Genomic DNA, 18,494 nt, shown 5'->3' with positions numbered 1-18,494 from the left:
CTTTAATTTGATGAATACTTTTTCTTTTGCCACACGTCATATAGGCCCACGGGAACATGATCTAAAGGATATGTTGGAGACCATTGGTGTTGATTCCCTAGATCAACTAATCTATGAAACCCTCCCCGATGATATCCGCCTTAAAAAAGATCTTGAACTTGCCCCTGCCATGAGCGAGCATGAGTATATTGCTCACAGTATTTCATTGGCAGCCAAAAATAAGGTTTTCCGAACTTACATAGGTCTTGGGTACCACCAATCTATTACTCCCCCGGTCATTCAGCGGAATATTCTTGAAAATCCAGGCTGGTATACAGCTTACACTCCTTACCAGGCCGAGATAGCCCAGGGAAGACTGGAAGCTTTGCTAAATTTCCAAACAGTAGTAGCCGATTTTACCGGAATGGAACTGGCAAATGCTTCTTTGCTTGATGAAGGTACTGCAGCAGCCGAAGCTATGTCCTTGTTATTTGAAGTAAGAGAGCGGGACCAGAAGAAGAATGAAGTAAGCAAATTCTTTGTTTCTGAACTTGTTCTTCCACAAACAATAGATGTACTTCAAACCCGTGCGACTCCACTGGGAATCGAACTTGTGATTGGAGATCATGAAGAATTTAATTTTTCAAATGAATTTTTCGGAGCTTTCCTTCAATACCCTGGAAGAATGGGTCACGTATATGACTATTCGCAATTCGTTGCTAAAGCAAAAGAAAATAATATTAAAACTGCAGTTGCTGCAGATATTTTGAGCCTTATAAAACTTCGTGCTCCGGGAGAATTTGGAGTTGATGTGGTGGTGGGGACCACACAACGATTCGGAATTCCTCTTGGTTACGGAGGTCCGCACGCGGCTTATTTCGCAACAAAAGAAGAATATAAACGAAATATTCCGGGAAGAATTATTGGAGTCACCAAAGATACCGATGGTAACTATGCACTCCGGATGGCTCTTCAAACCCGCGAACAGCACATTAAAAGAGATAGAGCTACTTCAAATATTTGTACTGCACAAGTGCTTCTTGCTGTCATGGCGGGAATGTATGCAGTTTACCACGGCCCCCGAGGCTTGAAATTTATTGCTAACCGGGTTCATAGTACTGCGGTTACAGTTGCTGAAAATGTTGAAAAACTCGGGTTTTCCCAACTTAATTCTTCTTTCTTTGACACCGTTCTCATCAAAGCTGATGCCAACAGGATCAAAGAAATTGCTGAAAGAAATGAAGTAAACTTTTATTATCCTTCATCAGATGTTGTTGCTATCTCTTTAAATGAAGCTACGAATCTGGATGATGTAAACGATATTCTTGCAATTTTTGCTGAAGCTGCCGGAAAGGAAAAAATTTCAGTTTCAAAGCTTTCAGAAAAAAATCATATTCCTGCTTCAGTAGAACGTAAAACTGAATTTCTCAAGAATGAAGTTTTCAACTCCTATCATTCAGAAACAGAGTTGATGCGTTATATCAAAAAACTTGAGCGCAAAGATCTTTCTCTCACTCACTCCATGATCTCATTAGGCTCCTGCACCATGAAATTGAATGCGGCTGCTGAAATGTTACCAATAAGTTATCCGCAATGGGGGAACCTGCATCCGTTTGCACCCATTGAACAAGCAGAGGGTTATCAGATTGTCCTTAAAAAACTTGAAGAACAGCTTACTGAAATTACAGGGTTTGCCGGTACTTCCCTTCAGCCAAACTCTGGCGCACAGGGAGAATATGCAGGGTTAATGGTAATTCGTGCTTATCATGAATCCAGAGGAGAGTCACACCGGAATATTTGTCTTATCCCGTCTTCTGCTCATGGAACTAACCCCGCATCGGCTGTAATGGCAGGCATGAAAGTAGTGGTTACAAAATCGACAGAATCGGGAAATATCGATGTTGAAGACCTTAAAGAAAAAGCCTTAAAGCACAAAGATAATCTTGCAGCTTTGATGGTGACTTACCCTTCTACTCACGGAGTGTTCGAGTCAGCCATCATTGAGATCATAAACATCGTTCATGAGTATGGCGGACAGGTGTATATGGATGGTGCAAACATGAATGCTCAGGTAGGCTTAACCAGCCCCGGAGTCATTGGCGCCGATGTTTGTCACCTTAACCTGCATAAAACTTTTGCTATTCCACATGGTGGTGGTGGCCCGGGAGTTGGTCCTATTTGTGTGGCTGAGCAACTGGTGCCATTCCTACCCGGAAATCCTGTGGTGAAGACCGGCGGTGATGAAGCAATTACTGCAATTTCTGCAGCGCCATGGGGATCGGCTCTTGTATGTCTTATTTCTTATGGATACATAAAAATGCTTGGTGCAGATGGGCTTAAAAAAGCGACCCAATTTGCAATTTTAAATGCTAACTATATTAAAGCCCGTATCGAAGAGCATTACAAAACACTCTACAGTGGTGAACGTGGCAGGGCAGCTCACGAAATGATCGTAGATTGTCGCCCTTTTAAAGACAAAGGAATTGAAGTTACTGATATTGCAAAAAGACTAATTGATTATGGTTTTCATGCCCCAACAGTTTCTTTCCCTGTTGCCGGAACGCTTATGATCGAACCTACAGAGAGTGAGAGCAAAGCTGAACTGGATAGATTTTGTGATGCTCTTATCTCAATCCGAAAAGAAATTGATGAAGCTTCGGAAGATGAGCCGAATAACGTTCTCAAAAATTCTCCGCATACTTTGGCAATGCTGACTGTAGATGAATGGAATTTTCCTTATACCCGTCAAAAAGCTGCTTATCCAATGGATTATTTAACTGAAAATAAATTTTGGCCTGCTATTAGGAGAGTAGATGAAGCTTATGGAGACCGTAATCTTATTTGCACCTGTGCTCCCATTGAAGAATACATGGAAGATTAAATAAATAAGAACCGAAGGCATACCACCTTCGGTTTTTAATTTTTTGTTATCTTAACATCTTCTTAACGAAAGATAATTTTTGGTATGGTTTTTAATTTTATTAAACTTTATTCATACAGTCTTTTTGAAGATGCTAGAAATCTGGTGTCCTAAAGCAAAAAAGATGGAAAGACGGCTATTCATTTATTAATTTTGGAAAATGTCGATCGTATAACAGACAGACAATGAGTATAAAAATAACAGGGGTTGGAAGTTACATCCCAAACAAAGTTGAAAAAAATTCTGACTTTCAAAAGCATGAATTTTTATATGAAGATGGTTCCTCTTTTGAACAGTCCAATACCGTTATAATCGAAAAATTCAAAGCCATAACGGGAATTGCTGAACGAAGGTATATTCATTCAGAACTTAATAACTCAGACATTGCATATCTCGCTGCCAATACTGCTATTGAGGATGCCGGAATAAATCCCGAGGAGCTGGATTACCTCATTGTTGCTCATAATTATGGAGATGTGCTTCATAATGATGTACAGAGTGACACCGTTCCCAGCCTCGCCTCCCGTGTCAAGCACAAACTTCGCATTAAAAATCCGCGTTGCGTAGCCTATGATATATTATTTGGCTGCCCTGGATGGGTTGAAGCAGTTATTCAGGCCAAAGCTTTTATTCAGAGCGGCATGGCTAAAAAATGCCTCGTTATTGGTTCCGAAACCCTTTCCCGTGTGATTGATAAGCACGACAGGGATTCCATGATCTATTCCGACGGGGCCGGTGCCGCAGTTATTGAGGCAGCCGATGGAGAAGGAGGAATTCTTTCACACGAAACCGCTTCCTATACCTTTGAAGAATCTAATTTTATTTTCTTCGGAAAGTCCAATAAGCGGGAAGTCAAAGATTCCAGACGTTACATTAAAATGCACGGAAGAAAGATCTATGAGTTCGCTCTAAGTCATGTTCCCGATGCAATGAAATCCTGTCTGGAAAATAGTGGTAAGAACATTTCTGACGTGAAAAAAATTCTTATTCACCAGGCAAATGAGAAAATGGATGAGGCCATTATAAAACGTTTTTACAGACTATACCAAACTACACCACCCGAGGGCATAATGCCTATGACCATAGAAAAACTGGGAAATAGTTCTGTGGCAACCGTTCCCACCTTGCTGGACCTTATCCTGAAAGGAAAGTTGGAAAATCAAGGCATTAATAAGGGAGACGTTGTGATCCTGGCAAGTGTTGGTGCCGGAATGAATATCAATGCAATTGTGTACCAGTTTTAAATGTACGAGAAGACTTTTCCGAACAAGCGATATAAAGAAACTATAGATTTTTTGACAAAAGTTGCTCCTGCTCCTGCCTATATTCTCGATCTTGGAGTGCGAAATCCATTTACTCAGGTGATGGAAGAGTACGGCTACAGCGTCACGAATACAGGGGGAGAAGATCTCGACCTCGATTCTACAAGCGTTAAAACTTCTACTGCAGAAATTGTCACTGCATTTGAAATTTTTGAGCATCTTGTGGCTCCTTTTAATATACTTAAAGATATTCGCGCCGAAAAACTGGTAGCAAGTGTTCCTTTGAACCTTTGGTTTTCTTCCGCATATCGTAGCAAAACTGATAAGTGGGATCGTCATTTTCATGAATTCGAAGACTGGCAATTTGATTGGCTTCTTGAAAAAGCAGGATGGGAAATAAAGGAGCGCCATAAGTGGACCAATCCTGTAAAGAAAATGGGAATAAGACCATTGCTTAGGAAGTTCACTCCTCGCTATTATGCAGTTTATGCTGAAAGAAAGGTTTAGTCAAAAAATGCCATTTTTGACACCTCTGTTTTACCGGTAATTTTTTTCTCCACCTTACTAATTTTAAAATCATCCCGATCTCACACTCCTACTGAAACAGATAGCTAAAAATTGTAATTTAGCTCAAAGATTTTGCAGCATTGAAATTTTACATCGTTATTCCCGCACACAATGAAGCAGATTTTATAGGTCAAACCTTAAAATCACTTTCAGAACAAACCCTGAAACCTGATAAGCTCGTGGTGGTAGATGACCAGTCCTCAGACAACACTGCCGAAGTCGTAAAAACTTTTTCAGCAAAAGTTCCTTTCATTTCCCTCGTAAGCACTACTTCTTCCGAAGCACATTTACCCGGCAGTAAGGTGATCAATGCATTTAACCATGGCCTTGAGCTACTGGATAGCAACTACGACATCATCTGTAAATTTGACGCCGACCTTATCTTTCCATTAAATTACCTGGAGAGTATTCAGAGGCACTTTGAAGAAGATCCTAAGATAGGGATGGCAGGCGGTTTTTGCCATTTGGAAGACAATGGCATTTGGAAGCTGGAGAATTTAACCGGTAAAGATCATATTCGTGGGGCTTTAAAAGCATACCGGAAAGCCTGTTTTAAGAACATTGGAGGTCTTAAGCCTTCAATGGGATGGGATACAGTTGATGAATTACTGGCACAGTATCACGGGTGGAAAATTCATACCGATCCTACTTTGGTAGTAAAACACCTGCGACCCACGGGCTTCACCTACAGTAAAGCAGCTAAATGGAAGCAGGGCGAGGCCTTTTATAAGCTGCGATACGGCTATTTTATCACTGCAATAGCTTCAGCTAAGCTAGCCATGAAAAAAGGAGATCCTAAACTCGCACTCGATTACCTGCAAGGCTTCCGCAGAGCAAAGGCTTCAAAAATGCCATTTTTGGTAGATAAAAAAGAAGGAGCCTTCATTAGAAGGCTCCGTTATAAGAAGATGCTATCAAAAATTTTTTAATTACTTATCAAATACCATGTACAAAGGTCTTCCCGTGGCACCGTTAGGAAAGGAAATTCCCAGCAAGGCCGAGATCGTTGGTGCTATGTCCACTATTTCTGTTCTTTCAAGGCTATTCCCCGCTTTTATACCTTTTCCGAAGAAAATAAGAGGTGCGTGAGTGTCATAGTTGTTCCCTGAACCATGTGTTGAACCTGTACGGGAATAAGAGATTACTGATGGTTTTAGAACCAAAGCAATATCCCCACTTCGCTTTTGGTTAAATCCATTATCAACAGCCGACGCGATCTTTTCTGAAAAACTAGCCGATTGTAATTGATTTCGTGTAAATACCTTGTTGATCTTTTCATATTGCAGGAGAAAATGGGTAATCTCTTGCTGAAGTTCTTCTGAAGAAACTTCCATATCCCATACCTCATCATAATTAAAGAAAATTTGATTGTTGGAAATATGCTCAATCAGGTTTTCATTCTGGTACATTCCGCTTAGAAAAATATTTAGATCTTCTTTCAACTTGTCAAAATCAAAGTATCCTGAAGGGATTTTAACTGACTCCAGGTAAGCCGGAACGTGAACTCCGCCATGATCTGAAGTGAGGAATAAGGTATAATTTCCCTCTCCTACCTGCTCATCTAAAGATTTCAAAAGTCGGGCAAGATCCTGATCCAGCCTAAGGTATGCGTCCTGGATCTCTTTGGAATTCACTCCGAAATTGTGACCTATATAATCTGTGGACGAATAGCTGATGGTTAGAAAATCTGTATCATTATCTTTCCCCAGTTGTTCTCCATCTATTGCCGCAATGGCAAAATCTGTTGTTAAGCTGTTACCATAAGGGGTATCTTTTATAATGTCATATCCCCCATTTTGATCTTTTAGATCCTCCAGGTCGTAAGGGAAACCGGTATCTGCTTTACCGTCAAACCCACCTTCATAAATATTTACGTCTATTCCGCTTTCAATGTAAGTATTGATATCTGCAAGCGTGGTCCATGGCTTAAGGTAGGAATCTGCTATTCCTGAAGAATTAAAATTTTGCACCCATTGAGGTAGTTGTTGCGTATAGAATGAGCTGGTGATCCATTTTCCTTCATTTTTACCATGGAACCAATAAGCACCGTTGGCAGTGTGACCAGCAGGAAGGACCGCCCCGCGGTCTTTTATCCCTACGCCAATAGTTTTACCTCTCATTTGCGTGTGCAGGCGATTTTCATCGGCTACTGTGGTAGTGATCAACCGGTGAGGAGACATTTTTCCAGCCTCATCATTAGTCCCAATGGGCTCCACTGTTGAATCTTCTACACAGTATACATACTCCTTTTCAAATTTGTTGTACCAGTTATTCCCAATAATCCCGTGCGTTTCGGGAGCAGCCCCGGTATAAACTGAAGCATGTCCCGGTGCTGTGTAAGTAGGTATATAATTGAAGTGATTGTTTCGCAAGTTAAAACCTTCAGAAATAAGTTTTTTAAAACCATCATCTCCATAGTGGTTCCAGAACCTGGTAATATAATCATAGCGCATCTGGTCCACTACAACTCCAACCACCAACTTCGGAGTAGCGAAAAGATCTTTTTGTTGCCCGAACGGTCTCTGAGGGGTTTCCTGAGCTTTTGCTACTGAAAAGAAAAAGACTAAAATAAAAGTCTGAATGATATATCTCATGGTAAAAATTTTATCTTGTAAAAATACAAAGTTTAAGTAGTTTTAAGATTAAGTTAAGCTTAAATACATTGGCATAAAAAATTAGTATTTTAGCCGCCACAAAAGCATAGAATGAGATACCTGCAGTCTATTGGAGAATACTTCTTAATGTTAAAAGGAGTGTTTGGAAGAATGACCAAACGCACAGTTTTAAAAGAATTAATTTTCAAGGAAATAGATGAAATTATTATTGGTTCCTTAGGGATCGTGGCATTTTTGTCCTTCTTTATTGGAGGAGTTGTAGCACTACAAACTGCACTGAATTTAAATAATCCTTTAATACCAAGAACGCTCATTGCTTTTGCGGCCAGACAATCCATTATTCTGGAATTCTCCCCTACTTTCATTTCTATAATTATGGCAGGAAAGGTGGGTTCCTTTATTACTTCCAGTATTGGATCAATGAGGGTAACAGAACAGATTGATGCCCTTGAAGTGATGGGTATTAACGCTCTCAACTATCTGGTATTCCCTAAGATCATTGCCATGCTTACGTACCCTTTTCTTATCGCAATTTCCATGTTCCTGGGAGTTATGGGAGCTTACTCGGCAGCAGTGATGGGAGGATTTGTTCCGGCAGATGTTTTTATGCAAGGCCTGCAGGAAGAGTTTGATGCGTATCATCTATTTTACGCATTCTTTAAAACTTTTCTTTTTGCCATGATCCTGGCTACTGTACCTTCTTATCATGGTTTTTATATGAAAGGAGGTTCACTTGAGGTTGGAAAAGCAAGTACTACCTCTTTTGTATGGACCAGTGTTGTTATTATTGTCACAAATTACGTAGTCACTCAATTACTACTAAGCTAATGATCGAAGTAAAGAATTTACATAAGAGTTTTGGTGATGAGCACATCCTTAAAGGGATTGACTTTGTATTCGACACGGGAAAAACAAACCTTGTAATAGGACAATCGGGGTCAGGGAAAAGCGTGTTGATGAAATGTATGCTTGGACTTTTCACTCCGGAAAAAGGCACTATTGAATATGATGGAAAAGCTTATTCCGACTTAACTGATGAACAGAAAAGAGACCTGCGCCAGGAAATGGGGATGCTATTCCAGGGCGGAGCATTATTTGACTCTATGACCGTTGAACAAAATGTAATGTTCCCATTACGAATGTTCACAAAAAAGAAAAAGGGAGAATTAAAAAAGAGGGTTGATGAAGTTCTTGAAAGAGTAAATCTTGTTGATTCCGGAAAAAAATTTCCTGCAGAAATAAGTGGGGGTATGCAAAAACGTGTAGCTATTGCCCGTGCAATCGTCAATCGCCCAAAATACTTATTCTGTGATGAGCCAAATTCAGGTCTGGATCCTCACACCGCCACCGTTATTGATAATTTAATACATGAGCTTACTGTGGAGTATGATATAACTACAGTGGTCATTACGCACGACATGAACTCTCTCCTGGAAATAGGAGAAAATATTGCCTTTTTAAAAGATGGGGTTTTAGCCTGGAAAGGAGATAAATCACAAATTTTTAAAACCGAAGATGAGACTGTAACCGACTTCGTTTATTCTTCAGACTTGTTTAAAAAAGTACGTGAAGCCCAACAACAGGGACTTTAAATTAATTAACCGATCTCACCGCCAGAGTATCGAGAGATAATCGTACCTGGAGCCACTGTTCAAGCTTATTCATTTCGGATCTCTTGGCTGCAGGACCAAGGTTGGATGACCATCTTACGTTAATGGTTGGAATAGTGTCTATTCTGGAGAAATTTGTGATAACATTGTTGGCATAGCTCATTTCCTGAATTGCACTGTAATTGATTTTGGCCTCCTTAGCAATAGCTGCAAACGGAATTCCGGCACTTCTGTATTTGAGTAATTCTTCCTCCAGTAGTTGTATTCTTTGATCCTTGTTTTCCACCAGTTCCTGGTTTCTGACATACAGATCTTCCAGAATTCCCGCCCGGACCTCGGTCGAAAGTCGACTCGCCATTTCTGAACTTTGATCGGAGCTCTGATGCACTTCAAGTACCACATCCTCAAAATTCGGAACTTGTTTGATCTCCCGAATCCACAGGTCAATTTGATCATCAGGAACTCTGCGGCCAATCAGGTATATCTCGATAACCTTGGTTTTGTAGTCCTGACTAAATCTCACAACTTCTGCTCCCGGATAGTTATTGATCACCTCTTGCACAAAGTCCTTAGTCTTGGTCACAAATACCTGCTCCCTTAGCAGGTTCACAAACAATATGATGCTGGGAATCATCACAAGAACGGCAATGAGAGAAGCGAGTCGGGCTGTGTTTCGGCGGTGCTTGCTGTTGGCATATTTAACGAGTGGAAACCTAAGCAATTTTGCCACTAAGAACGTGGATAAAGCGATAAAAACAGAATTTATGGAGAAAAGATATAATGCTCCCCCGGCATAATTCCAGTTAGCGATGGCAAGACCATATCCAACTGTACAAAGAGGCGGCATAAGGGCTGTGGCAATTGCCACGCCCATGATAACACTGGCGATGGCCCCTTTTTTAGTTTTTGCCACAATAAGAGCCAAGCCTCCGAATATTGCAATTAAAACATCAAGAATAGTAGGATAGGTCCTGGCAACAAGTTCGGGTGTTTCTTCCTTTATAGGTGAAATAAGAAAATATAAATATGCTGTAAGCACACTTAGAAACACCATTACTCCGAGGTTGACCAAACTGCGTTTAAGGGTATCAATGTCATTTATAGCTACAGAAAATCCCACTCCCACGATAGGCCCCATTAAAGGAGAAATTAACATCGCACCTATTACCACCGCTGTACTACTTACGTTGAGGCCAATGGAAGCCACAAAAATGGAAAAAACAAGAATCCAGGCGTTGTGGCCTTTAAAGGAAATATCCCGTTTAACTGTCTCCATGGTAGTCTCCCGATCGGTATCATCGTGAATGTCCAGGAGTTCCCGCAGGAATTCCTTTATTTCCTTCAGGACAGTTCTGCCCTTGTTCTCATTTCCTGCTGGTATTACCGTACTACTTTCTGAATTGCTTTCCATTCACTACCCAAGATTTTGACCGAATTTCTTCTGCACTCTATCCCTTATACCCTTGATATCCTGCTCCTTTGCCCGCGGCACTATGAGTAAGATCTCATTCTCGTCAACAATGACATGATCTTTTATACCTTCAATAACCACAACTTTATTCTTATCTGAAGAAACCAAATTTCCCGTTGCGTTTTCAGCAAAAAGACGTGAATTTAAAACCACGTTACCGTTCTCATCCTGCAAACTCTCTTCGTACAGAGAACCCCAGGTTCCCAAGTCGTTCCAGTCAAATGAAGCCGGAATAACATATACTGTCCCCTGTTCCTTCTCCAATATTCCATAATCAATAGATATATTATCTGCTGAGGAATAGGTCTTCAATATAAAATCTTTTTCAAAAGTCGTATTGAGAAGATCTTCCTTTTTAGAAAATAATTTATAGGTCTGGGGAAGATTTTTTTTAAATGACTTAATAATGTAATTCACACTCCAAATAAAAATTCCGGCATTCCATAAGTAGTTCCCACTTTCAAGAAAACTTTTGGCAATTTCGTAGGAAGGTTTTTCGGTAAAAGTATCTACGGGTTTTACTTTTTCTGTGGCCGCAGGATCAAATTTAATATAGCCATAACCCGTATTTGGAAAGGTAGGCTTAATTCCTAAAGTAACAATTTTCTCTTGATCTCTTACGGCTTCATAAGCAGTTTTAATATCTTTAGAAAAAGCCTCTTCATTTTCTATCCAGTGATCACTGGGGGCCATTACCATCGTGGCATTTTTATTCTTTTTTCTAATCTTAAGGGCAGCTAGCAAAACTGCCGGTGCCGTATTTCTCATTACCGGTTCCAGTACAATCTGCTCCTCGTTCACCTCCGGCAACTGCTCCTTCACCAGGTGCTCATAGATCGAATTTGTAAGCACATAAATATTATGTGGCGGCACAAGACCCGTAAGCCGTCTAAATGTCGTTTGAATCAAAGTTTCCCCCTTTCCCAATAAATCCCGAAACTGTTTAGGTTTTGCCGCAGTACTCACCGGCCAGAATCGCGAACCTACTCCGCCAGCCATTATAACTGCAAAATTATTCTCCTTCATTTTAATTGGCTGCTTTTAATAATTCCACCTCTGCGTTAGGTTGAAAAAGATAAATTCTACCCGTTTTGACTTCAAGACATTCATAACGTTTAACTCTTCGTTCTCCTTTTTTAAAAACCTTACCATTGTAGATCCTGAAGATACCTCCACGCGGAATCTCAAAAATGTAATTTTTATCGTTGTCCTCATCGAATTGTTTTAAAGCTACAGAAAGATGAGCATCTGTATCACTGCTCGCTTTCGGATTTTTAAAATGACGGGCAATTAACGGAAGTAATTGAGCAGGAAATATCTCTGGTCTAATGAAAGGCAGCATAAGCTTTTGAAAACTCCTTTTCCATTCTGCCCCATGTGGTTTAATATGTCTTCCAAAATTTTCGAATGCCAGTAGATGTGCGATTTCATGCACAAGAGTGATAAGAAACCGGTATTTATTGAGATTTGCATTTACCGTTATTTGATGCATTCCTCCCGGTAAGTTTCTATAATCGCCATGACGGGTCTTTCTTTCGTTCACGATCTTGAGGTGAATGTTATTACCTTTAATTAAGGCAAATATTGGCTCAACAGCATGGGTGGGAATATATTTCTCGAGAATATCCTTCATTCCTTTTAGGGAGTGCTATTGGAGACCTGTAACATCTTCCCATTATAAAATTTGTTTCCGGTAAGGGAAAAATCTGCAATGTATTGAGCCATTTCTTCAGGTTGCAATGGAGCTTTGTACCCGGGAAAGGCCTCTTCCAGCATTTCGGTCTGCACTGCACCCAAAGCCAGGACGTTGAATGAAGGTCCTGATTCTTTATATTCTTCAGCAAGAAGCTCTGTGAGGGTTATGACCGCTCCTTTACTGGAACTATAAGCAGAAAGCCCCGGGAATTTCATACTCCCCTGCACTCCCCCCATACTACTCACCGTCACTACATGTCCTTCCCTTTTCATGTACGGCAACAACTTTTTAGTAAGAGCTGCTACCCCAAAGACGTTGATCTTATAAACCTGTTCAAATTCTGCGGAAGAAGTTTCCTCGAAAGGTTTATTTACAATTGCACCGGCATTGTTAATAAGGATATCTACTTGCTCCCAATTCTCTTTTACAAATCCAGATGCTTTATCCAGATCATCTTCCGAAGTAATATCAAAGGGAAAAGCTTGTACATTTTGTAGGTTTAGCTCCTCAACCGGCACCGTATTTCTGGACAAGGCCAGAATTTTATGTCCCTCACCTGCCAATATTTTTACCAGCTCAAGACCTATCCCCCGGCTTGTACCTGTAATTATTATTTTTTTCATTTTGTGTTCATCTTGATTTCCTTTTCGGGAGTATTTGCCATTGCCGTTAATCCCGGAATGAGGGATTCAATGACATTTTCAAGGTGGGAAAGATCCATTTCCTCAAACTCGTCATCCACATGATGGTAATACTCGTAGTTGGTAAAATCAAATGTCGAAATTGTCTGAGCCGGTACGTTAAATCTCTCAAAAAAGGGATAATTATCACTCCTTCTAAAAAGGTTGTATTCTTTAGCCTGCGGAAGGAATCCTAAAATCTTAGCATCTGAATACTCATTAAACTTGTCAGCTAAATTTGATCTTTCATAACCAGTTACGTAAACTAAATAATCTTTATCTACCATAGGCACCCCCACCATTTCAATATTAAACATCACATACAGGTCAATAGCTTCTCTCTCCAGTTTCTTTGCTAAATGTTTCGCTCCTACCAGGCCTAACTCTTCTGCAGAAAAAAGTGTGAACAAAATGCTTCTTTTAGGAGGGTTTTCTGCGAAATATGCAGCCAATTCAAGTACAGCCGTAGTTCCTGCCGCATTGTCATTGGCTCCATTAGCAATTGAATCCCCATCTACAGGTTCTACGAGGCCCACGTGGTCATAATGTGCACCAATAATTAAATATTCATCCCTTAACTGAGGATCTGTGCCCTCAACCAATCCCACAACATTAAAACCGGTCATCCCCTTCACCTGGAAGGAATCCCTATAGGTCTCAAAAAAGGGTTTTACGCCGCTCTTTCTCAGGATCGTCTGTATATAATCAGCGGCTTTTTCTATTCCTTCGCTACCGGTTTTTCGACCTTCTAATTTATCGGAAGAAAGATACTTCAGGATACTGCTAATATCGTCTTCCGTTATAGCTTCTTCAAAAGCAATTTGTGTGGAAGCATCCGTTCTGGTGGCAATCTCCGGTTCAGAATTTTCAGCAATTTGCTGAGTTTGACCGCAACCAAAAAGAAAAAAGAATCCTAAACCCCATATTCCTGATAAGTAATTATTTCTCATGTGGCTAAAGATAAAAAAATCCCGCGAAAAGCGGGATTTTTCATTGTTAGTAACAACTTTCCTTATGCCAACATGGTCACAGGATTTTCGATGTAAGTTTTAAGGGTTTCCAGAAATTGCGCTCCTGTAGCACCATCTACAGTTCTATGGTCGCAAGCCAGGGTGAGCTTCATAGTATTTCCAACCACAATTTCTCCATTCCTTACCACAGGCTTCTCAACTATAGCTCCAACAGAAAGTATTGCTGAATTTGGCTGATTAATTATACTCGTAAATTCAGTGATCCCAAACATTCCAAGGTTTGAAACTGTAAAAGTGCTGCCTTCCATTTCCTGGGGCTGTAATTTTTTGTTTCTCGCCTTTCCTGCAAGTTCCTTAACATTACCACCAATTTGAGTGAGTGACATTTGATCTGCATATTTTAAAACAGGAACTACCAGCCCTTCATCTACGGCAACCGCAACTCCCATGTGAATGTGCTTTGCAATTTTAGTAGTATCACCTGTCCATTGAGAATTCACTCTTGGGTGCTTCCTCAATGCCATAGCAGAAGCTTTGATCACCAAATCGTTGAAGGAAACCTTCACATCCGGAATTTCATTGATCTGCTTGCGATTCGCCATAGCATTGCTCATATCCACCTCAACCGTGAGGTAGTAATGTGGCGCGTTATATTTAGATTCTGCAAGTCTCTTGGCAATAGTCTTGCGCATTTGAGAGTTTTTAATCTCTTCAAAGCTCTCTTCTCCTGCAGGAGTGTAGGTTTGCACCGCCGAAGTTTGCTCCTGCTGTTCCTGTTTAGCGGCCGCCGGTTTAGCTTCTGCAGTTTTTTCTGAAGGCTTATAACTCTCAATGTCCTTTTTGACAATGCGATTATTTTCTCCCGAACCTTTTACGTCGGAAAGATCAATACCTAAATCATCGGCCATCTTCTTTGCTAGAGGAGAAGCAAAAATTCGCTTTCCGTCTGAACTTGATGTGCTTTCTGAAGTTTTTGCAGGATCTTCTGATTTGGTTTCCTCTTTATCTTCTTTTTGTTCAGTCTTTTTAGCTGCGGGCTTTAAAGCCCCGCCTCCTTTTAACAATGCAGAAACGTCGGTTCCTTCCGGTCCTATTATAGCAAGAACCGCATCAACAGGTGCAGTTTCTCCCTCCTGAATTCCTATATGCAGCAAAGTTCCGGTGTAGAAAGATTCGAATTCCATGGTAGCCTTATCGGTTTCAATTTCGGCAAGGATCTCACCTTCCTCCACTTCATCTCCTTCTTTTTTCAGCCAGGAAGCAACAGTACCTTCTTCCATAGTATCGCTGAGACGCGGCATTTTAACCACTTCTACTCCTTCAGGAATTTCATCTTCTTCAGAAGTATCTTCTTCATTTGAAGCCTCCTCAGCATCTGAAGATTCAGCTTTTTTATCTTTCTCCTTTTCTTCCGATTTACCTTCCGAAGCATCCTTAGCAGATCCTCCATCACCATCTAAAAGTGAGGAAATATCCTCTCCTTCTTCTCCCACTATAGCAAGGAGTGCATCAACAGGTGCAGTTTCTCCTTCTTCAATTCCTATATGCAACAAGGTGCCTTCATAAAAGGATTCAAATTCCATAGTTGCCTTATCTGTCTCGATTTCGGCAAGAATGTCCCCTTCTTCAATCTTGTCACCTTTTTGCTTTAACCACTTGGCTACAACACCTTCTTCCATGGTGTCACTTAGCCGTGGCATCTTAATTACTTCTGCCATAACTGATTATAATTTATGGGGTAAAAACGGATAATCTTCTTGCTCATATACGACATCATACAACTGCTGGATTTCCGGAAATTCAGACTCTTCTGCAAACTTCTCACATTCAGAAACAAGATCTTTTACTCTCTTGTCGATCTCCTTGATCTCTTTATCTGTAGCGTATTTGTTCTTTTTGATGATATCCTTAACCTGGGTAATAGGATCTATTTTTTGATACTCTGCCACCTCATCTTTTGTACGATATTGCTGCGCATCACTCATGGAATGACCGCGATAGCGATATGTTTTTAATTCAAGAAAAGTTGGACCCTCACCTTTACGAGCTCTTTTTATAGCCTCATCCATAGCTTCGGCGACTTTCTCAGGATTCATCGCATCAACAGGACCACAGGGCATGTCGTAACCAAGACCCAGTTTCCAGATCTCTGTACTTTTGGAAGTACGTGCAACCGAGGTTCCCATAGCATAACCGTTGTTCTCTACACAGAAAACAACAGGTAAATTCCATTTTACAGCCATAGTGAAAGTCTCATGTAAAGACCCCTGTCTCGCAGCACCGTCTCCAAGGAAGGTTAATGTTACTGCATCTCTCTTGAAGTATTTATCTGCAAAGGCAAGACCGGCACCAAGAGGAATTTGTCCTCCTACTATACCATGCCCCCCGTAAAAACGATGTTCTTTTGAGAAAATATGCATGGAACCACCCATACCCTGGGAAGTCCCCGTCTTCTTTCCATACAACTCGGCCATAACTTTCCTTGGATCCACACCCATTCCAATTGGCTGGACGTGATTCCTGTAGGCCGTGATCATCTTATCTTTTGAAAGATCCATCACATGCAAAGCACCGGCAAGAATGGCTTCCTGTCCATTATACAGGTGTAAAAAACCTCTTACTTTTTGCTGAATATATACCTGGGCCAGTTTGTCTTCAAACTTCCGCCAAAACAACATGTCCTCGTACCACTTAAGGTAAGTGGCTTTTGTAATTTTCTTCATTAACTACTTATTTTTAAGGCTAAGCAATGCTTGCGCCAAGCGAAACACAAAAATACTATTTTCAAAAGGAACTAAAAACAGTTTCTCTTTTAAAAAAACCGAAAACGTTATAGGTAGCTATTGTCAAAGATGAGCGGCAAAAGATCTGAAATAGAATGTGCCTTTACCACCTTCCCTTTTTCACCCATAAAAAAGATCTCTATGGGTTGTTCCTGTTTAACTTCATATTCGGCTATTGCCTGCCTGCACGAGCCGCAGGGTGGGGTTGGAACTTCTACAGGATGATTTTCAGATCGTGCTGTCACTACCATTTTAAGCATCTTTATCCCGGGGTATTTTGCCCCTGCATAAAAAATCACTGTTCTCTCGGCACATAAACCTGCAGGATAGGATGCATTCTCCTGATTACTTCCCGTTACCACCTCTCCATTTTCAAGAAGAATTGCCGCTCCTACTTTAAATTGTGAGTACGGAGAATAAGATTTTTCCCGGGCTTCTATTGCCTTCTTCATCAAATTTTGTACATCACCGGGTAATTCTGCTTCACTATCGTAAACTTCAAGATTGGCACTAATTGTAATTGTTTTCATTCGTGGTATTTCTCTAGAAAAAAGCTCCCGTAACTAAAGAGCCCGGGAGTTTATTTATTCCTCATTTTGAGGTACAAAGTTAATTAATAATCAGAAACAGTGATATATTGGTATTCCTGTTAATACTGTTCGTACTGTCTTCCAAAATTAAATGTTAGTCCAAATCGCAGAGTGCCTTCCAGAGGACTCACAACTTCAGAAGTTGAGAAGAGATAAGAAAGATCGATGTCTACCACGGTGTGTCTAAAACCGGCACCAAAGGAAATAAATTCCCGGGAACCTTTTTCGGGACTTTCATAAAAATAGCCGGTCCTAAGAGAGAAGACCTCCTCATAAACATATTCTGCTCCCACAGCATATGTTATTTCCTTTAATTCTTCACTTAAACCATCTGGAGCATCACCAAAAGATGTGAAAATTCCCTCAATAGCACCAATAGAATTATATTCCTGTATGTCCTCTGCATCAATATCACCGTCATGGTCAAAATCCTTTGGTGTTGGCACTAGAAGTTTATTCAACTCTACGTAGGTTCCAATTCTGTTGGACATATCCAGAATAAAATCAAAACCGCCTCCCACTTTTAAATTAGTAGGTATGAAATTCTCCTGTCCACCGGCATCATATTTAATTTTAGGACCAATGTTAGAAACATTCACACCTGCTCTCCAACGTCCGTCAAAATCGGTGAAATTAATTCGGTTACTTTGATAAAAAGCAGCCACATCCACACCAAAGGTATTGGCAGCAGTGGCATCTGGATCCAACTCGGCAATTTTCAAATCGGACCTTAAAAATCTTCCGGCAACAGCCATGGAAAAATTCTCGCTTAACTTTAGAGCATATGAAAGATCAAGAGTGAATTCATTTGGACTAAGGATTCTCGCGACCTCATCAGGATAATCCCGGGCTTCAATATTACCCATACTAAAATACTTTAAACTGGCACCAAACGCGCTTCTTTCGCTTATGCGGTTATAATAGGTAAGGTTTCCAAGAAAAATATCATTTACTAGTTCACTCAAATAAGGAGTATAATTTACTCCAAATCCTTGCTGACTCTCGATAAAAACATATTTGGCCGGATTCCATTGTTGTGAGTAAGCATCGGGATAGGTTGCCACTCCCTGGTCACCTAATCCTGCAGCACGGGCATCGGCCGCTATCATCAAAGTGGAGGCCGCCGTAGTGATAACCCGATCACGCTCTTCCTGAGCAAAAGATTTCCCACTAAACAGCAAAATCACCGACAAGGTGAAGAGTGATAATTTTCTCATAGGACTCATTAATATTTAACAAATATACCGGAAAACCTTTAAAATAAGTTACAATAAGCGATTTTCTCCTTTTTATCCTAACATAACGTTTAATATCGCAGAAGCTTATATAGATTCTCTCTTTTTCCTACAG

16 protein-coding genes are annotated in these 18,494 nt (G+C 40.6%); 6 read left to right on the top strand and 10 right to left on the bottom strand.

The window, feature by feature from the left end; all coding sequences use genetic code 11:
• The first annotated feature begins 10 nt into the window (after nucleotides 1-10).
• The 4 genes from gcvP (at nucleotide 11) to H148_RS0114495 (ending at nucleotide 5,657) form a co-directional block, all read left to right on the top strand.
• Nucleotides 11-2,860 (top strand): aminomethyl-transferring glycine dehydrogenase, encoded by a 2,850-nt coding sequence (gene gcvP / locus H148_RS0114510; RefSeq protein WP_029035442.1) that lies wholly within the window; start codon nucleotides 11-13, stop codon nucleotides 2,858-2,860.
• 224 nt (nucleotides 2,861-3,084) lie between these two features.
• Nucleotides 3,085-4,143 (top strand): 3-oxoacyl-ACP synthase III family protein, encoded by a 1,059-nt coding sequence (locus H148_RS0114505; protein WP_029035441.1) that lies wholly within the window; start codon nucleotides 3,085-3,087, stop codon nucleotides 4,141-4,143.
• Nucleotides 4,144-4,668, top strand: a complete 525-nt coding sequence (locus H148_RS0114500) for a methyltransferase (protein WP_029035440.1) — start codon at nucleotides 4,144-4,146, stop codon at nucleotides 4,666-4,668.
• Between the two features lie 140 nt (nucleotides 4,669-4,808).
• Nucleotides 4,809-5,657 (top strand): glycosyltransferase family 2 protein, encoded by an 849-nt coding sequence (locus H148_RS0114495; RefSeq protein WP_029035439.1) that lies wholly within the window; start codon nucleotides 4,809-4,811, stop codon nucleotides 5,655-5,657.
• Here the strand turns inward: H148_RS0114495 and pafA are convergent, their stop codons facing one another.
• A complete protein-coding gene (pafA, locus tag H148_RS0114490; RefSeq protein ID WP_029035438.1) occupies nucleotides 5,658-7,322 on the bottom strand; it encodes an alkaline phosphatase PafA in 1,665 nt (554 codons plus the stop codon).
• A 111-nt stretch (nucleotides 7,323-7,433) separates the two neighbouring features.
• Between pafA and H148_RS0114485 the strand changes: the two genes are divergently transcribed.
• On the top strand, nucleotides 7,434-8,171 hold the full coding sequence (locus tag H148_RS0114485; RefSeq protein ID WP_029035437.1) for an MlaE family ABC transporter permease: 738 nt from the start codon (nucleotides 7,434-7,436) through the stop codon (nucleotides 8,169-8,171).
• Nucleotides 8,171-8,935, top strand: coding sequence for an ABC transporter ATP-binding protein (locus H148_RS0114480; protein ID WP_029035436.1), 765 nt, complete (start codon nucleotides 8,171-8,173; stop codon nucleotides 8,933-8,935). Before H148_RS0114485 ends, H148_RS0114480 begins: the two co-directional genes overlap by 1 nt.
• Nucleotide 8,936: 1 nt before the next feature.
• Here the strand turns inward: H148_RS0114480 and H148_RS0114475 are convergent, their stop codons facing one another.
• The 9 genes from H148_RS0114475 to porV form a co-directional block, all read right to left on the bottom strand.
• Nucleotides 8,937-10,364 carry a DUF389 domain-containing protein gene (locus H148_RS0114475; protein WP_037325423.1) on the bottom strand — a complete coding sequence of 476 codons (1,428 nt, stop codon included), beginning with the start codon at nucleotides 10,362-10,364 and terminating at the stop codon, nucleotides 8,937-8,939.
• 3 nt (nucleotides 10,365-10,367) lie between these two features.
• Nucleotides 10,368-11,450, bottom strand: coding sequence for a mannose-1-phosphate guanylyltransferase (locus H148_RS0114470; RefSeq protein WP_029035434.1), 1,083 nt, complete (start codon nucleotides 11,448-11,450; stop codon nucleotides 10,368-10,370).
• Between the two features lies 1 nt (nucleotide 11,451).
• Nucleotides 11,452-12,057: a SprT-like domain-containing protein gene (locus H148_RS0114465; RefSeq protein WP_029035433.1), complete on the bottom strand. Its 606-nt coding sequence runs from the start codon at nucleotides 12,055-12,057 to the stop codon at nucleotides 11,452-11,454.
• A gap of 5 nt (nucleotides 12,058-12,062) precedes the next feature.
• On the bottom strand, nucleotides 12,063-12,743 hold the full coding sequence (locus H148_RS0114460; protein WP_029035432.1) for an SDR family NAD(P)-dependent oxidoreductase: 681 nt from the start codon (nucleotides 12,741-12,743) through the stop codon (nucleotides 12,063-12,065).
• Complete coding sequence (locus H148_RS0114455) at nucleotides 12,740-13,750, bottom strand: M20/M25/M40 family metallo-hydrolase (protein ID WP_037325421.1); 1,011 nt, start codon at nucleotides 13,748-13,750, stop codon at nucleotides 12,740-12,742. The genes H148_RS0114460 and H148_RS0114455 overlap by 4 nt, the downstream gene beginning before the upstream one ends.
• A gap of 62 nt (nucleotides 13,751-13,812) precedes the next feature.
• Complete coding sequence (locus H148_RS0114450; protein ID WP_029035430.1) at nucleotides 13,813-15,489, bottom strand: pyruvate dehydrogenase complex dihydrolipoamide acetyltransferase; 1,677 nt, start codon at nucleotides 15,487-15,489, stop codon at nucleotides 13,813-13,815.
• A 6-nt stretch (nucleotides 15,490-15,495) separates the two neighbouring features.
• Nucleotides 15,496-16,494, bottom strand: a complete 999-nt coding sequence (gene pdhA / locus H148_RS0114445) for a pyruvate dehydrogenase (acetyl-transferring) E1 component subunit alpha (RefSeq protein WP_029035429.1) — start codon at nucleotides 16,492-16,494, stop codon at nucleotides 15,496-15,498.
• Nucleotides 16,495-16,601: 107 nt separating this feature from the next.
• The gene (gene cdd / locus H148_RS0114435) at nucleotides 16,602-17,084 is read right to left on the bottom strand and encodes a cytidine deaminase (protein ID WP_029035428.1); all 483 of its coding nucleotides are present in this window, start codon (nucleotides 17,082-17,084) and stop codon (nucleotides 16,602-16,604) included.
• A gap of 119 nt (nucleotides 17,085-17,203) precedes the next feature.
• On the bottom strand, nucleotides 17,204-18,361 hold the full coding sequence (porV, locus tag H148_RS0114430; protein ID WP_029035427.1) for a type IX secretion system outer membrane channel protein PorV: 1,158 nt from the start codon (nucleotides 18,359-18,361) through the stop codon (nucleotides 17,204-17,206).
• Nucleotides 18,362-18,494 lie beyond the last annotated feature (133 nt).

The organism is Salinimicrobium terrae DSM 17865, from assembly GCF_000424665.1.
GTDB lineage: Bacteria > Bacteroidota > Bacteroidia > Flavobacteriales > Flavobacteriaceae > Salinimicrobium > Salinimicrobium terrae.
This window is presented reverse-complemented; position numbering and strand designations above follow the sequence as displayed.

What these genes read in the sequence shown, in the direction of transcription:
- gcvP (WP_029035442.1), top strand. Translation starts at nt 11, where the DNA reads ATGAATACTTTTTCTTTTGCCACACGTCATATAGGCCCACGGGAACAT.
- H148_RS0114505 (WP_029035441.1), top strand. Translation starts at nt 3,085, where the DNA reads ATGAGTATAAAAATAACAGGGGTTGGAAGTTACATCCCAAACAAAGTT.
- H148_RS0114500 (WP_029035440.1), top strand. Translation starts at nt 4,144, where the DNA reads ATGTACGAGAAGACTTTTCCGAACAAGCGATATAAAGAAACTATAGAT.
- pafA (WP_029035438.1), bottom strand. Translation starts at nt 7,322, where the DNA reads ATGAGATATATCATTCAGACTTTTATTTTAGTCTTTTTCTTTTCAGTA.
- H148_RS0114485 (WP_029035437.1), top strand. Translation starts at nt 7,434, where the DNA reads ATGAGATACCTGCAGTCTATTGGAGAATACTTCTTAATGTTAAAAGGA.
- H148_RS0114480 (WP_029035436.1), top strand. Translation starts at nt 8,171, where the DNA reads ATGATCGAAGTAAAGAATTTACATAAGAGTTTTGGTGATGAGCACATC.
- H148_RS0114475 (WP_037325423.1), bottom strand. Translation starts at nt 10,364, where the DNA reads ATGGAAAGCAATTCAGAAAGTAGTACGGTAATACCAGCAGGAAATGAG.
- H148_RS0114470 (WP_029035434.1), bottom strand. Translation starts at nt 11,450, where the DNA reads ATGAAGGAGAATAATTTTGCAGTTATAATGGCTGGCGGAGTAGGTTCG.
- H148_RS0114465 (WP_029035433.1), bottom strand. Translation starts at nt 12,057, where the DNA reads ATGAAGGATATTCTCGAGAAATATATTCCCACCCATGCTGTTGAGCCA.
- H148_RS0114460 (WP_029035432.1), bottom strand. Translation starts at nt 12,743, where the DNA reads ATGAAAAAAATAATAATTACAGGTACAAGCCGGGGGATAGGTCTTGAG.
- H148_RS0114455 (WP_037325421.1), bottom strand. Translation starts at nt 13,750, where the DNA reads ATGAGAAATAATTACTTATCAGGAATATGGGGTTTAGGATTCTTTTTT.
- H148_RS0114450 (WP_029035430.1), bottom strand. Translation starts at nt 15,489, where the DNA reads ATGGCAGAAGTAATTAAGATGCCACGGCTAAGTGACACCATGGAAGAA.
- pdhA (WP_029035429.1), bottom strand. Translation starts at nt 16,494, where the DNA reads ATGAAGAAAATTACAAAAGCCACTTACCTTAAGTGGTACGAGGACATG.
- cdd (WP_029035428.1), bottom strand. Translation starts at nt 17,084, where the DNA reads ATGAAAACAATTACAATTAGTGCCAATCTTGAAGTTTACGATAGTGAA.
- porV (WP_029035427.1), bottom strand. Translation starts at nt 18,361, where the DNA reads ATGAGAAAATTATCACTCTTCACCTTGTCGGTGATTTTGCTGTTTAGT.